Here is a 14272-nt window from a genome sequence, read left to right as displayed (position 1 = left end):
TAGCACCATTTGTGTCCTTTCCGTGGCGTAAGCGAGACAAACCGCCCTGTCACACCAGGTTGCGGCTGCCCGCCATGGCTGCCAGCGCGTGCCGGACGCCCTCCTGCCACGGCGGCGCGTGTATCCCGAATCGCTGCGCCAGCAGGCCGGTATCCAGGCAAGAGTTCAAGGGCCTGCGCGGCGTGGACGGGTACTGGCTGGACGGGACCGGCTGGATATCGGCCGGCACCAGCGTGACGGGCAGCCCTGCGATCCGGGCTTGCTCGGCCACGTAGCAGGCGTATTCGTGCCAGGTGGCCTGGCCCCCGGCCGCCAGGTGGTACAGCCCGAACGGGAACCCCGCCATCCCGCCCAGGTAGCGCGCTACCGCCAGCGCCGTCACGTCGGCGATGAACGCGGCGCCTGTCGGCGCGCCGCGCTGATCGCTGACGACGCGCAACGGCTCAGGCTGGCGCAGCGCCATCAGCATGGATTTCAGGAAGCTGTTGCCGAACACGCCATAGATCCACGACGTGCGGAACACCAGATGATCCGCGTTCATGGCCTGGACGGCGCGCTCACCCGCCAGCTTGCTGCGGCCATAGGCGTTCAGCGGCGCCGGCACGTCGGTCTCGACGTAGGGATCCTGCTTCTCGCCGTCGAACACGTAATCGGAGGAGTAATGGACGATAAGCGCGCCCCGGCTTGCGGCCAACGCGGCAAGCTCGCCCGCCGCTTCGGCGTTGATCCGCATGGCGCGCACCACGTCCTCCTCGGCGCGTTCAACCGAGGTCAGCGCGGCGGCATTGACGATGACGTCAGGCTTTTCCCGGCGCACCACTCGCGCCAACTGCAGGGGGTAGGTCAAGTCGCACTCGCTCCTGCCCACCGCTGCCACGTTGCCCAGGGGCGCAAGGCTGCGCCTGAGTTCAAAGCCCAACTGGCCATCCCGACCTAAAACCAGAATCTTCTTGGGCATACGTACGCTCTTTGTCAGGCCAAGGGTGCAACAGTCTGATTTTGGCGCGTTTCCCATCCGAACAACCGTAGGGAAACGTAATCTGCCTTCGCAAATTTCAGACAACCCGCGACGCGTGCTTAGGATTTCGCCCACAACCGGATGAAACCACCACCAGCGTTCCCTTTTACCGGCCTATGGGGCATCGATGAAACCTGTTTCAACGCCTGGAAGCGTGGCGTCATTCTTCTCAGTCCCCGCGCGCGGCGGCGACGCCGATGATCGCCCTCCGGGCGCACGCCGGCATCTGCTGCTGTCGCGCCCTCCCCCCTCCATCCGGGTCGCCGTGCTGGATGACCACCCCGTCGTGACGCTGGGCGTTGCCGCCCACCTGGAAAGCCGGCCGGGATTCCGGGTCGTGCATCGGGAAACGTCAGCGCGCGCCCTATTGGAAAAACTGGGCCATGCGCCCTGTGACGTCGCCCTGATCGATTTCTACCTGCCCCAGGAGCCCTGGGACGGCGTCAACTACCTGCGGCGCCTGCGCCGCTACCACCCCAACCTGGCGATCATCACGTTTTCAGCCGGCAACCTTCACGAAACCCAATACGCCGCATTCCGCGCGGGCGCCAATGGCTACCTGGCCAAGCAGTGGGGCATGGCTTTCCTGGCGGACATGATCCGCGGCGTGCTGAACGGCAGGGATCCCTTCCTGACAGTGGTTGAAGGCAAGGTCCGCCCCCTTCAGCCCACGCACCCGCATGCGCTGTTGACCACGTCCGAAGTCGAAATCCTGCGCCATATCCGCCAGGGGCTGTCGGTAACGCAGATCGCGGTCCGGCTCATGCGCAGCAAAAAGACGGTCAGCACCCACAAGCGCCGCGCCATGCGCAAACTGCGGCTTGCAGACGACCTGTCGCTGGCGCTGTACCTGCGCGAGAAGTTCGCCGAATGACCCCGGAGCTGCGCGGCCCCCCGCCTTGGTCAGATGATGCGGGAATAGCTGGCGCTGGTGGTGACGCTGCGCAGATAGCCATCGAAAGCCATGGCGACCGCGCGCACGAAATACCAGCCCAGGCCGGTTACCTGGACCTCGGTGGAACGCAGATTCACCAGGCCCAATTCCGCCAGATTGGCCATTTGCAGCAATTCGCGGCCGAAGTAGTCGCCAAAGCGCAAGCCATGGCGCGCTTCGATCCGCGCGAAATCCACGCGGCCCTGGCACATGATGTCCATGATGACCTCGCGCCGGACCAGGTCGTCGGCATTGAGCGCCAGCCCCCGCTCGACCGCGAAATCACCGGATTCAATGGCGGCGTAGTACTCGTCAAGCACTTTGGCGTTTTGGCTATAGGTGTTGCCGATGCGGCCGATGGCCGATACGCCCAGCGCCACCAGATCGCGGTCGGGCTGCGTGCTGTAGCCCTGGAAATTCCGGTGCAGTTCGCCCCGCTGCTTGGCAATCGCCAGCGCGTCCGTGTTCAACGCGAAATGATCCATGCCGATGTACGTGTAGCCCTGCTGCAAAAAGCCGTCGATGGCCGAGCTGAGCAGGCCGACGCGCGTGGCGCGGTCGGGCAGATCGGCTTCATTGATGCGGCGCTGCGGCTTGAAGCGTTCCGGCAGATGCGCATAGGCGTACAGCGCGATGCGGTCGGGCCGCAGCGTCACCACTTGCGTGATTGTGCGCGCGAACGATTCGGTGGTCTGCAAGGGCAGCCCGTAGATCAAGTCCACGTTGACCGAGTCGTAGCCCAGGGTTCTGGCGCTTTGCATCAGCGCCCGCACGTCCTCGAAAGACTGCACGCGGTGCACCGCCACCTGCACCCGTTGGTCGAAGTCCTGCACTCCAAAACTCAGCCGGTTAAAGCCCAGTTGGCGCAAATGGGCCAAACGCGCGGGCGTGGCCGTGCGTGGATCGACTTCGATGGAAATCTCGGCGTCCGCTTCAAACCGGAAGCCCGCCCGCAGGTCTTGCATCAGGCGGGTCAGTTCATCGTCGGACAGGAAGGTCGGGGTGCCGCCGCCAAAATGCAGTTGCGACACCGGAACACCCGCACCGAGTTCCCGGACGTGCAACGCGATGTCTTGCGCCAGCGCGTCCAGATAGCGGGCGGCGCGTTCGTGGTGACGCGTCACCACCTTGTTACAGGCACAGTAGTAGCAGACCGAGTCGCAGAACGGGATGTGGACGTACAACGACAGGGGCTCGTCCGGGCTGGTTGCGCGCCGCTGCTGCAGCGCCTGCCGGTAATCCTGCTTGCCGAATCCGGCGTGATAGCGATCAGCCGTAGGGTAAGAGGTGTATCGCGGCCCGTTCTTGTCCAGCCTTGCCAGCAACTGGGGCGGGAAAAAGGGCTCGGCGGCGGCGGTGGCCGGAGGTTCTGAAACGAGTGGGCGTAGGGCGGCTTGCATACCCTGAATTATTCGCCTGTGGCGCCCTGCCCACCTTGATCTTGCGCAAACTGCGCCACCGGCACCTGCGCGGGCGGTCTGGCCCTTAAAATGCGTCAATCACGATGCAGAACAAGGACACACCTCATGGGCACTGAACTGGAAGGCCGCTTGCTGGCCATGCGCCAGGCGTTGGCGATTGCCATCGCCCTTTCCACCCGCAGCAGCCCCCAGGCGACCGACATGGCGCTGGAACTGCTGGACGACCTGAAAGCCAACCTGGATAAGACGCCGTCTGACAGCCCGTTCGAAAAGCCGGAATGGGTCGTGGGTGCACACGACGAACTGGACGGCATTGCCCGCCTGGTGCGCGCCTTCACGCAAACGCCAGAACCCGACGCCGACCCGCAGTAGCGCCCTGCCCCTATGCGCCGCAGGCCGCTGCCGATGGCAGCACCCGCCAGTACAAACCGGGAAAATCGACGCCAACTGGATCAAAGCCCTCGGGGCGCGTGTTCAGGCTCAGCTCTAGCGCGCCGCATGCAGCCGCCAGCCCGGCTGGTACCCAGGGGCTGTGGCGCGCCTGCCCGTCGATCAGCACCAGCGGCTGTTCGGGCAAGCGCAACGCCAGCGCGCCGGCTTCGGCCGGCGGCCCCGATATCACCCGTACCGGTCCGCCCAAGGCAAGCGTCGCCCGTTCGTGCAGGGTCTCCGCCAGCGCCTGGGAATCGAAATACCGCCAATCCGCCGGCCGCCGCGCCAGCCCCGCCCCCAAGGGCGAGGTCAATTCCATCCGCGCCATCAACGCCAACTGGATCAGCATGAAAGCCACCAAGGCTTCACGCGGCCTGACACGCCGCCACCCCACGCGACCCCGCAGCAGTTCCATCACGGCCGGCACCGCAAACAGCAGATACGGCGTTCCCCAATGCAGCTGGATGTGGGAACCAGTGGCCAGTGTCATCACACTGACGAAGACGAGCGGCGTGAAGCCGAAGGCGAGCAACAGCGCACGGCCCGGGTCGCGCGGTGTCGGGGCCGGCACCGCGACGTCGGCGGCGCGCACTGACCGCCTGCGCCGCGCCAGCATCCAGAACACCCCCAGCAGCACCCACGCGGGCATGGCCCGGTTGAGCATCTGATCGCCCCACCACCGCGCCACTTCTTGCGCGCGGGCCGGCCAGGACAAGCTGGCCGCCAGCGATGAGGTCATGGCATAGCCCAAGGATTCGAAATCGTTTGCCGCCAACCAGATCAGATGGGGCGAAAACACGGCTAAGGCCGTCAACCCGGCCACCTGCAGGCCGAACACCTGCATCGGATCGCGCCAGCCCCGTTGGCTTAGCCAGAAGACCAGTACAGCCACGCCCGCCACCACGATCTGGTATTTAGCCAAAGCGCCCAGTCCCAGGCAGACGCCCAACACGATCCACCAGCCGATGCGGCGCGTGGCGTAGGCCTTCCAGCAAGCCACCGCGCAGCCCACCGCCAACGGGATCAGCACGATCTCGTGGTTATAGAAGTACAGCCGTCCGTTGTAGAAGGTGACGCACAGGCCGGCCAGCAAGGCAACCATCGCATGGGCGCGGCCACGCAGTTCGCGCAGCAGGCACCAGAGCAAGGCAAAGGCCCCCAAGGTGCACAGCGCCCCCGCAAAATACGTCGCCCACGCCGACCACCCCAGCACGCGGACAAATGGCCACAGCAACCACGTCGGCAACGGCGGATGCTTGTAGTAGCCCCATTCCAGGCTGCGCACCCAGGTCAATTGCTCGATGTTGTCGGTCGGCGGCGCCAGCGCTCCCCGGTCAAGCAGCGGCAGCCACAACAAGGCGAACACCAGCAGCCCCGCCACTATCCCCCACCGCTCCCTCCGGGCCGACCGCACTGCACGCATCCCCACCCGCATCTCCCCCGCCACCGTCCGGTGGACCACCTTGCTCGCCCGACATTGGGCGGGGGAATTATGGATTTGCGCGACGCGGCAAGGCCGGGGGTTTTGTTCGCCAATTGTTCAAAAACTGTAAAGCGGCGCCGGCCGCCAGGCAGCTCCCTAACTGGCCTGACCACTTGATAGGAAGACGTGTATTCCCTCTGATCGTTTTCCCTGAATCTTCAAGATTTCCCTTCTATTTCAATATCGACATGCCTATATTGGTGGCCTGACCACTAGGCCATTTTGATCGCCAAACCCGTCATGAGTTCGTTCCAGGCCGTCGCCGCCACCCGTCTGTACCGCATGATCGCCGACCAGATCGCCGGCCGCATCCGGGCGGGCGATTTCCCCCGCGGCGCGCGCCTGCCGTCCGAACGCGAATTGGCGGAACAATTGCAAGTCAGCAGGGCGTCGATCCGCGAAGCTTTGATCGCGCTGGAAATCGAGGGCTATGTGGAAGTGCGCGTCGGGTCGGGGGTGTTCGTCACCATCGCCCCCGACGGCGCCGGGTTCCCGTCGCCCGGCGGCCCGTCCCCTGCCGGCACCGCCGATCGCGACGACATCGGCCCCTTCGACCTGCTTGAAGCCCGCATGCTGATCGAACCGGATTGCGCTGCGCTAGCCGCGCACCAGGCGACGCCCGCACAGATCGCCGTCATCCGCGATGCGCATGCGGACATGTCCTTGACCGACTCGCCCGGCCGCCACGACCGCGAATTCCACAGCGCCATCGCCGCGGCATGTGGCAATGCGGCGCTGGCTTCCGCAGTGGCCCATCTATGGAACCTGAGCCAGGCCAGTCCGGTGTACAGCCGCATGCAGGACTACTTCGTCACCACGCAGGCGTGGGCGGCGGCCCATACCGAACATCAGCGCATCCTGAACGCCATCGTGGCGCGGGATCCGATCCGTGCGCGCCACGCCATGCACACGCACCTGCTGGGCATCCTGGCGCGCCTGCGCGAAGACTTCGATTCATTCACCGACCTTCGAGGCAATCCATGACATCGTCTTCCCTTTCCATCAACGGCAAGCGGCTGTGGCAATCATTGATGGATCTGGCGCAGATCGGCGCCACGCCCAAGGGTGGCAACTGCCGCCTGGCATTGACCGCCCTGGATGGCCAGGGCCGCGACCTGGTGACGGGATGGATGTGCGACGCGGGCCTCAGCGTGCGAGTGGACCAGGTGGGCAACATCTTCGCGCGCCGCGCCGGGCGCAACAACGATCTTGCGCCTGTCATGACGGGCAGCCACATCGACACGCAGCCCACGGGCGGCAAGTTCGACGGCTGTTACGGGGTGCTGGCGGGCCTTGAAGTCATGCGCACCTTGAACGATGCGGGCGTCGACACCGAAGGGCCGCTGGAATTGGCCATTTGGACCAACGAGGAAGGCTCGCGCTTCGTGCCCGTCATGATGGGTTCGGGCGTATTCGCGGGCAAGTTCCCGCTGGAAACAGCGCTGTCGGCCCGCGATGCGCAAGGAATTTCCGTGCGCGACGAATTGCAGGCCATCGGCTACGCGGGCGCCGATCCCGTTGGCGGACGGCCGGTCGACGCGTACTTCGAAGCGCATATCGAGCAGGGCCCAATCCTGGAGCACGAAGAGAAAGTCGTCGGCGTGGTAACGGGCTCATTGGGCCTGCGCTGGTACGACATCACAGTGACGGGCATGGAAATGCATGCGGGGCCCACCCCGATGGCGATCCGCCGCGACGCCCTGTTCGCCGCCAGCTTCCTGGTGCAGGCCGTGATCAACATCGCGAACGCGCACCAGCCGCACGGGCGCGGCACCGTCGGCGAAATCCACGCGCATCCGGGCTCGCGCAACGTCATCCCCGGCCAGGTCCGGTTCACGGCAGACTTGCGCCACGAAGATGAAGCGACGCTGACGCGCATGGACCAGGAATGGCGCCGCGTCTGCGACGACATCGCCGTGGCGCACGGCGTGCAGGTCGACCTGAAAGACGTGCAGTACTTCCGCCCCACTCCCTTTGACCCCGATCTGGTGGACAAGGTGCGCCAGGGCGCTGCCCGTCGCAGCCTGCCCGCTATGAACATCGTGACGGGCGCGGGACACGACGCCGTCTACATGGCCGCGGTGGCGCCCACGGCGATGATCTTCGTGCCTTGCAAGGACGGCATCAGCCACAACGAGATTGAAGACGCGCAGCCCGAACACCTGGAAGCCGGCTGCAACGTCCTGCTTGACGCCATGGTGGCGCGCGCCAACGCCGCGCGCTAGCACCGCCGATTTCGCCGCAATGGTGCGCGGCCGCCTTACCCAGCACCTGTATGAAGCACGGTTGTAGCGGCTTCACCCGTAGTACCCCTGAGAAATGCAGGTGGCACGAGGTTTGCTTGTTATTTGCCCGGCATCCGCCGCGCAACGGCGGTCACCTGTCAGTCCCTTTCCAGCCCGGAGGCTCGCAGTGAAATCGAAGAAATGGTTCTCCCTCAGCATCGGCGCATTGGTCCTTGCGGCCGCGCTGCCCGCCACGCAAGCCCTGGCCCAGACCAAGGGCGGTACCTTGAACATGATCGTTCAGCCGGAGCCGCCCGTGATCGTCACGGCCATCAACCAGCAGGGCCCCACGCAATTCGTCGCGGGCAAGATCTACGAAAGCCTGCTGACCTACTCCACCGACTTGAAGCCGCAGCCGGGCCTGGCCAAATCCTGGGAAGCGGCGGCCGACGGCCTGACCTACACCTTCCATCTGCAAGACAACGTCAAGTGGCATGACGGCAAGCCGTTCACGTCTGAAGACGTCGTGTTCTCGCTGGCAGACATGCTGCCCAAGACGCATGCGCGCGCCCGTGTCATCCTGAACAAGTTCGTCGAGTCGGTTCAGGCGCCCGACGCGAAGACTGTCGTCGTCAAACTGAAGACGCCTTTCCCCGCGTTCATGCTGATGTTCGAACCCGGCTTTGCGCCGATGATGCCGAAGCACCTCTACGCCGGCACCGACTACATGACCAACCCGGCGAACCAGAAGCCGGTGGGCACGGGCCCCTTCATGTTCAAGGAATGGAAGCGCGGCGAATACATCAAGCTGACGCGCAACCCCGACTACTGGAAGCCGGGCATGCCGTACCTGGACGAACTGGTGTTCAACGTGATTCCCGATGCGGCCTCGCGCGCGGTGGCGTTCGAGCGCGGCAGCGTGGACGTGCTCCGTGGCGGCGACGTGGACAACGTCGACATCAAGCGCCTGCGCGCCTTGCCCAAGGTGGAATACACCACGGCCGGCTGGGAGATGTTCTCGCCGCAGGCCTATTTGATCTTCAACATGCGCAAGCCGCCATTCGACAACCTGAAGGTTCGCCAGGCGGTCATGGCGGCGATGAACCGCAACATGGTCGTCAACAACATTTTCTTCGGCCTGGGCAAGGTGTCGACGAGCCCCTTCGTGACGACCGAGATGTTCTATGACAAGAACATGCCACCCATGCCGTTCGACATGAAGAAGGCGCGCGCGCTGATCAAGGAATCGGGCATCAAGCCGGAGGACTACACGATCCGCCAGCTGAGCTTCCCGTACGGATCCACGTGGGACCGGCTGGGCGAATACACCAAGCAGGCGCTGGAGCAATTGGGCTTCAAGGTCAATCTGGAATCGACGGACGCAGGCGGCTGGGCGAGTCGCACGGGCAACTGGGATTTCGACATGACGACGACCTTCACCTACCAGTACGGCGACCCCGCGCTGGGCGTGCAGCGCCTGTACATCACGTCGAACATCGTCAAGGGTTCGCCGTTCGCCAACGTGCAGGGCTACAGCAACCCCGAGACCGACAAGCAGTGGGAGGCCGCGGCCTCTGAAGTCGATCCGGCCAAGCGCCAGGAGCTCTACACCAAGCTGCAGACGACGCTGGTCAACGATGTGGCCAACGGCTTCCTGGTGGACATGGAATTCCCCACCCTGTATCGCGCCAACGTGAAGAACCTGGTCAAGACCGCCATCGGGCTTAACGAGTCGTTCGACGACGTGTACATCGAGAAGTAAGCGCAGCAAGACGCCGCCGCGGAACCCCCGCGGCGGCAGAGCCCGGCCGCGCGAAGGGCGTTGCCCAGGCAGCCCGCGCCCGTCCAGAGAGGACCCAGAGCATGAAATTCCTGTCTTTCCTTGTTTCCCGCATCGGCAAGGCCCTGGTGGTCGTGCTGGGCGTGGTGATCATCAATTTTTTCCTGATCCGCCTGGCGCCTGGCGATCCTGCCGCCGTGCTGGCCGGCCAGGCCGGCGCGGGCGACGCCGCCTATGTGGACCAGTTGCGCGTGGCCTTCGGTTTGGACAAGCCGATCCTGACGCAACTGATGCTGTACCTGAAGGGCGTGGTCCAGCTGGACCTGGGCTTTTCCTACCGCAACCACGTGCCCGTGCTGGACCTGATCGTGGAGCGCCTGCCGGCGACTTTCCTGCTGATGTCCTGCGCCTTCGTATTCTCCATTGTGCTGGGCGTGTTCCTGGGCGTGGTCGCCGCCAAGGCCCGCTATCGCAACAAGCGCCGCTGGATCGACAGCTCGGTCATGACCGGCGCGCTGTTGCTGTACGCCACGCCGCTGTTCTGGTTGTCGCTGATGGGCATCCTGCTGTTTTCGGTCGTGCTGGGCTGGTTGCCCGCCTTCGGCATGGAAACCGTAGGTTCCGGGCTGACCGGCCTGGCGCGCGCGGCGGACATCGCCCAGCACTTGGTCCTGCCCACGATCACCCTGGGCTGCTTCTTCATGGCCGTGTATGTGCGCCTGACGCGCGCATCGATGCTGGAAGTCATCGGGATGGATTTCGTGAAGACGGCACGCGCCAAGGGTGTCAGCCCGAGCCGCGTGATCCGCACCCATGTGCTGCGCAACGCGCTGCTGCCCGTCATCACCTTCGCCGGCATCCAGCTGGGCCAGATGGCCGGTGGCGCGGTGCTGACCGAAACCGTGTTCGCCTGGCCCGGCATCGGCCGCCTGATGTTCGATGCCCTGCTGCAACGCGACTACCAGCTGCTGCTGGGCATTTTTCTCGTCACTTCCATCATGGTGGTGGTGTTCAACCTGCTGACCGACGTGCTGTACCGCCTGATCGACCCCCGCATCGGCGCCGGTGCGCAGCAAGGAGCCGCCGCATGAAGTCATTCGCCCAACGGTACATGCGCAACTACGGCGCGGTGGCCGGCCTGATCATCATGCTGATCGTGGTCGTCGTGGCGCTGGCCGCCCCCCTGCTGTACGAGGAATCCCCCTGGATGATGGTGGCGGACCCGCTGATCCCCCCCTTCACCAACGCCGACTATCCCTTCGGCACCGACATGCTGGGCCGCGACATCACGGCCGGCCTGGTCTGGGGCGCCCGGGTGTCGCTGATGGTGGGCCTGCTGTCGACGGCCGTAGCCCTGCTCTTCGGGATTCTGGTAGGGTCGGTCGCGGGCTATTGCGGCGGCCGCGTCGACGATGCGCTGATGCGTTTCACCGAATTCTTCCAGACCATTCCGCAACTGGCCATGGCGGTGGTGCTGGTGGCCATCCTGAGCCCGTCTGTCTATTCCATCATGGGTGCGATCGCCATCGTGTCTTGGCCCCCGGCCGCACGCCTGGTGCGGTCGGAATTCATGACGCTGAAGCAGCGCGAGTTCGTGCAGGCGGCTATCGTCATCGGCCAGACGCCCGCGCGCATCGTCAGCACGCAGATCCTGCCCAACGCCATGTCGCCCATCATCGTGTCGGCGTCGTTCATGGTGGCGACCGCCATCCTGACGGAGTCGTCGCTGTCCTTCCTGGGGCTGGGCGACCGCAACCTGATGAGCTGGGGCTTCATGATCGGCGCCGCGCGCACGATGATCCGCGAAGCGTGGTGGATGAGCGTCTGGCCCGGCGTGGCGATCCTGCTGACCGTGCTGGCCATCAACCTGATCGGCGAAGGCTTGAACGACGCCCTCAACCCGCAGCTGCGCAAGCGCGGCGAATAGGAGGCCGACATGACCGAAGCCACGCCCCTGTTGTCCATCCAGAACCTCAGCATCGCCCTGCCCCGCGGCGGCGACCGCCCGTTTGCCGTCCAGGACGTCTCCTACGACATCCGAGCCGGCGAGATCCTGTGCATCGTCGGGGAGTCCGGTTCGGGCAAGTCCATGAGCGCCAACGCCATCATGGGTCTCTTGCCCGACTACCTGACGCCGCAGCAAGGCCGCATCCTGTTCCGCGGCAAAGACCTGCTGCAGCAAGACGAAGCCACCCTGCAGGCCATGCGCGGCAAAGACATGGCGATGATCTTCCAGGAGCCCCTGTCGGCCCTGAACCCACTGATGACCGTGGGCGACCAGATCAGCGAAGTCATGCGCGTGCACAACGCCTACCCGGGCGCCGAACGCTTGAAGCGCACGCTGGAGCTGCTGGCCTTCGTGGGCTTGCCGGATCCAACCACGCTTTATCACGTCTATCCGTTCCGCCTGTCCGGCGGCCAGCGGCAACGCGTGATGATCGCGATGGCGTTGGCGCTGGAGCCGGCGCTGCTGATCGCCGACGAGCCAACGACCGCGCTGGACGTCACCACCCAGGCGCAGATCCTGGCGCTGATCGCCCGCATCCAGAAGGAAAAAGGCATGGGCGTGATGTTCGTCACGCATGACTTCGGCGTGGTGGCCGAAATCGCCCACCGCGTCGCCGTCATGGAAAAAGGCGTGCTGGTGGAACAGGGCCCCGCCGACGACGTGCTGAACCGCCCACGCCACCCCTATACCCAGCGCCTGATCTCGGCCGTGCCGCACCGGCGCGGCGAAGAACGCGTCGCCCCCGCGGACGACAAACCCGTGCTGGAAGTGAAGGACCTGAAGAAGACCTACGTGATCGGCCATGGCTGGCTGGGCGGCAAGCGCGAAGTGCACGCGGTGGATGGCGTGAGCTTTGCCGTGCGCCGCGGCGAGACGCTCGGCATCGTGGGCGAATCCGGATCGGGCAAATCCACCATCGGCAAATGCCTGCTGAAGCTGGTGGGCATCAACGGCGGCCAGCTGATCTTCAACGGGCAAGACATTGCCACGATGTCGGAGTCGCGCTTCAGGCCCATGCGCCACGACATCCAGATGATCTTCCAGGACCCGTTCGCATCGCTCAACCCCCGCCATACGGTCGGGCGCATCATCAGCGACGGGCCTGTCGCCAACGGCGTGCCTCGGGCGCAAGCCGAAGCCCGCGTGCGCGAACTGCTGTCGCTGGTGGGCCTGGACCCGTCCGCGTTCGACCGCTATCCCAACCAGTTCTCGGGCGGCCAGCGGCAGCGCATCGGCATTGCCCGCGCGCTGGCGCTTGAACCCAAGGTGCTGGTGGCCGATGAATCCGTATCGGCGCTGGACGTGTCCGTGCAGGCCCAGGTGCTGCAACTGCTGCACGATCTGCAGCAACGCCTGAAGATTGCGCTGGTGTTCATCACCCACGATCTGCGCGTCGCGGCCCAGATCTGCAATTCCGTGCTGGTCATGCACCGCGGCAAGGTGGTGGAGTACGGTTCGCCCGCCCAGATCTTCGACAATCCGCAACACGCCTACACGCGGCAATTGATCGCCGCGGTGCCCGGCCAGCACTGGGACCCGACCCAGGCGACAATGGCCTGATTCCCCGAACCGATGACAACACCAGGAGATACCACCGTGCAACGCCCCGCCGCCGTCCCCACCGTGCAGATCGACAACGACATGGTCACCGTCACCGAATGGCGCTTTCCGCCGGGCGGGGAAACCGGCTGGCACCGCCACGGCATGAACTACGTGGTGGTACCGCAAACCACGGGCCCGCTGCTGCTGGACACGCCAGACGGCCAGATCACCAGCCAGCTCACTACCGGCATCGCCTACTATCGCCCCGTTGGCGTCGAGCACAACGTCATCAATCCCAGTGACACCGAATTCGTTTTCGTCGAGATCGAAATCAAGCAGGCTTGACGCGTCAGCGAGGACCATCATGAAGGCGTTTTTTTCGGAAGAGCAATTGCTGCACACCCCGCAGCAGTTCATGCGGTTGGGCCGCCTGAGCGCGCCCACCGACCTGCCGTCGCGGGCTGAAAGCCTGCAAGGCGCGCTGGCGTCCCGGGGAATCAAGGTCGAAGCACCTGCCGACTACGGCCGCAAGCCATTGGAAAGCATTCACAGCGCCGACTACCTGAACTACCTGGAAACGGCCTACGCCCGCTGGCAGTCGCTCAAGGCGCCCGGCGTGGACCCGGGCCCGGAAGTCCTGCCCAACCTGTCGCCGTACTACAACGGCCGCATCGAGCAGGCAGGCCGCGGCCCCTGCCCGTCGCCATCCATCGTGGCGCAGACGGGCTACTACCTGAGCGACCTGTCCTGCCCCATCGGCCCGCAGACCTGGCGGTCGGCGCTGCGATCCACCCACAGCGCGGTGGCCGCCGCCGATCACGTGGCCAGCACCGGCGGCATGGCCTATGCCCTGTGCCGCCCCTCGGGCCATCATGCGCACCGCGACCGCGCCGGCGGCTTCTGCTACCTGAACAGCAGCGCCGCCGCGGCCAGCCGCCTACTGCAGACCTGGTCCAAAGTGGCTGTGCTGGATGTGGACGCGCACCATGGCGACGGCACCCAGAACATCTTCTATCACCGGTCGGATGTGATGACCGTATCGTTGCATGCCGACCCCAGCGCCTACTACCCGTTCTACACGGGCTATGCGGAAGAGCGCGGGCAAGGCCAGGGTGAAGGCTACAACCTGAACCTGCCGCTGCCGCACGGTTCAGGCAACGATCCCTTCCTGGCTGCGCTGGACACGGCATTGACGGCGTTGGGCGGCTACGCGCCCGAAGCGCTGGTGCTGGCCTTGGGCTTCGACACGTATAAAGACGACCCCATCAGCGTGCTGAAGCTGGACATCGACGCCTACCGCGACATCGGCGCGCGCGTCGCCAGCCTGGGCGTGCCCACCGTCGTCGTGCAGGAAGGCGGCTACATGGTGCAGGCAATCGGCCCGGCGTTGGACGCGTTCCTGCAAGGCATGGGACACGCCGCCCCCTGA

General features: G+C 65.2%; 13 protein-coding genes. 10 read left to right on the top strand and 3 right to left on the bottom strand.

What is annotated here, in order from left to right; genetic code table 11:
- Nucleotides 1–49 precede the first annotated feature (49 nt).
- Nucleotides 50–958: a dTDP-4-dehydrorhamnose reductase gene (rfbD, locus tag AC27VE_RS11495; RefSeq protein WP_488703898.1), complete on the bottom strand. Its 909-nt coding sequence runs from the start codon at nucleotides 956–958 to the stop codon at nucleotides 50–52.
- Nucleotides 959–1145: 187 nt separating this feature from the next.
- Here rfbD and AC27VE_RS11490 point away from each other — a divergent pair, with 187 nt between their 5' ends.
- Nucleotides 1146–1892 carry a response regulator gene (locus AC27VE_RS11490; protein WP_454676527.1) on the top strand — a complete coding sequence of 249 codons (747 nt, stop codon included), beginning with the start codon at nucleotides 1146–1148 and terminating at the stop codon, nucleotides 1890–1892.
- 29 nt (nucleotides 1893–1921) lie between these two features.
- On the opposite strand, the gene hemN is transcribed toward AC27VE_RS11490, so the two are convergent.
- Nucleotides 1922–3352: an oxygen-independent coproporphyrinogen III oxidase gene (gene hemN, locus AC27VE_RS11485; protein ID WP_488703897.1), complete on the bottom strand. Its 1431-nt coding sequence runs from the start codon at nucleotides 3350–3352 to the stop codon at nucleotides 1922–1924.
- A 126-nt stretch (nucleotides 3353–3478) separates the two neighbouring features.
- Here hemN and AC27VE_RS11480 point away from each other — a divergent pair, with 126 nt between their 5' ends.
- Nucleotides 3479–3745, top strand: coding sequence for a hypothetical protein (locus AC27VE_RS11480; protein WP_088590386.1), 267 nt, complete (start codon nucleotides 3479–3481; stop codon nucleotides 3743–3745).
- A gap of 10 nt (nucleotides 3746–3755) precedes the next feature.
- Here AC27VE_RS11480 and AC27VE_RS11475 read toward each other — a convergent pair whose 3' ends face one another.
- Nucleotides 3756–5171, bottom strand: a complete 1416-nt coding sequence (locus AC27VE_RS11475; protein ID WP_488703896.1) for a glycosyltransferase family 39 protein — start codon at nucleotides 5169–5171, stop codon at nucleotides 3756–3758.
- A 357-nt stretch (nucleotides 5172–5528) separates the two neighbouring features.
- Between AC27VE_RS11475 and AC27VE_RS11470 the strand changes: the two genes are divergently transcribed.
- The 8 genes from AC27VE_RS11470 (at nucleotide 5529) to AC27VE_RS11435 (ending at nucleotide 14272) form a co-directional block, all read left to right on the top strand.
- Nucleotides 5529–6272, top strand: a complete 744-nt coding sequence (locus tag AC27VE_RS11470; protein WP_488703895.1) for a FadR/GntR family transcriptional regulator — start codon at nucleotides 5529–5531, stop codon at nucleotides 6270–6272.
- Complete coding sequence (locus AC27VE_RS11465; RefSeq protein WP_488703894.1) at nucleotides 6269–7513, top strand: Zn-dependent hydrolase; 1245 nt, start codon at nucleotides 6269–6271, stop codon at nucleotides 7511–7513. The genes AC27VE_RS11470 and AC27VE_RS11465 overlap by 4 nt, the downstream gene beginning before the upstream one ends.
- A gap of 187 nt (nucleotides 7514–7700) precedes the next feature.
- Nucleotides 7701–9275, top strand: a complete 1575-nt coding sequence (locus AC27VE_RS11460) for an ABC transporter substrate-binding protein (RefSeq protein WP_088590382.1) — start codon at nucleotides 7701–7703, stop codon at nucleotides 9273–9275.
- 101 nt (nucleotides 9276–9376) lie between these two features.
- Nucleotides 9377–10384, top strand: a complete 1008-nt coding sequence (locus tag AC27VE_RS11455; RefSeq protein ID WP_006226975.1) for an ABC transporter permease — start codon at nucleotides 9377–9379, stop codon at nucleotides 10382–10384.
- Entirely contained in the window at nucleotides 10381–11220 is an 840-nt protein-coding gene (locus tag AC27VE_RS11450) for an ABC transporter permease (RefSeq protein WP_006226976.1), read from the top strand. Before AC27VE_RS11455 ends, AC27VE_RS11450 begins: the two co-directional genes overlap by 4 nt.
- Nucleotides 11221–11229: 9 nt before the next feature.
- Nucleotides 11230–12861, top strand: coding sequence for an ABC transporter ATP-binding protein (locus AC27VE_RS11445; protein ID WP_488703893.1), 1632 nt, complete (start codon nucleotides 11230–11232; stop codon nucleotides 12859–12861).
- 36 nt (nucleotides 12862–12897) lie between these two features.
- Nucleotides 12898–13188 (top strand): cupin domain-containing protein, encoded by a 291-nt coding sequence (locus tag AC27VE_RS11440; RefSeq protein ID WP_167390146.1) that lies wholly within the window; start codon nucleotides 12898–12900, stop codon nucleotides 13186–13188.
- A gap of 19 nt (nucleotides 13189–13207) precedes the next feature.
- On the top strand, nucleotides 13208–14272 hold the full coding sequence (locus AC27VE_RS11435; RefSeq protein ID WP_315140905.1) for a histone deacetylase family protein: 1065 nt from the start codon (nucleotides 13208–13210) through the stop codon (nucleotides 14270–14272).

This window comes from Achromobacter sp. 18P8.1.1, assembly GCF_057799415.1.
This window is presented reverse-complemented; position numbering and strand designations above follow the sequence as displayed.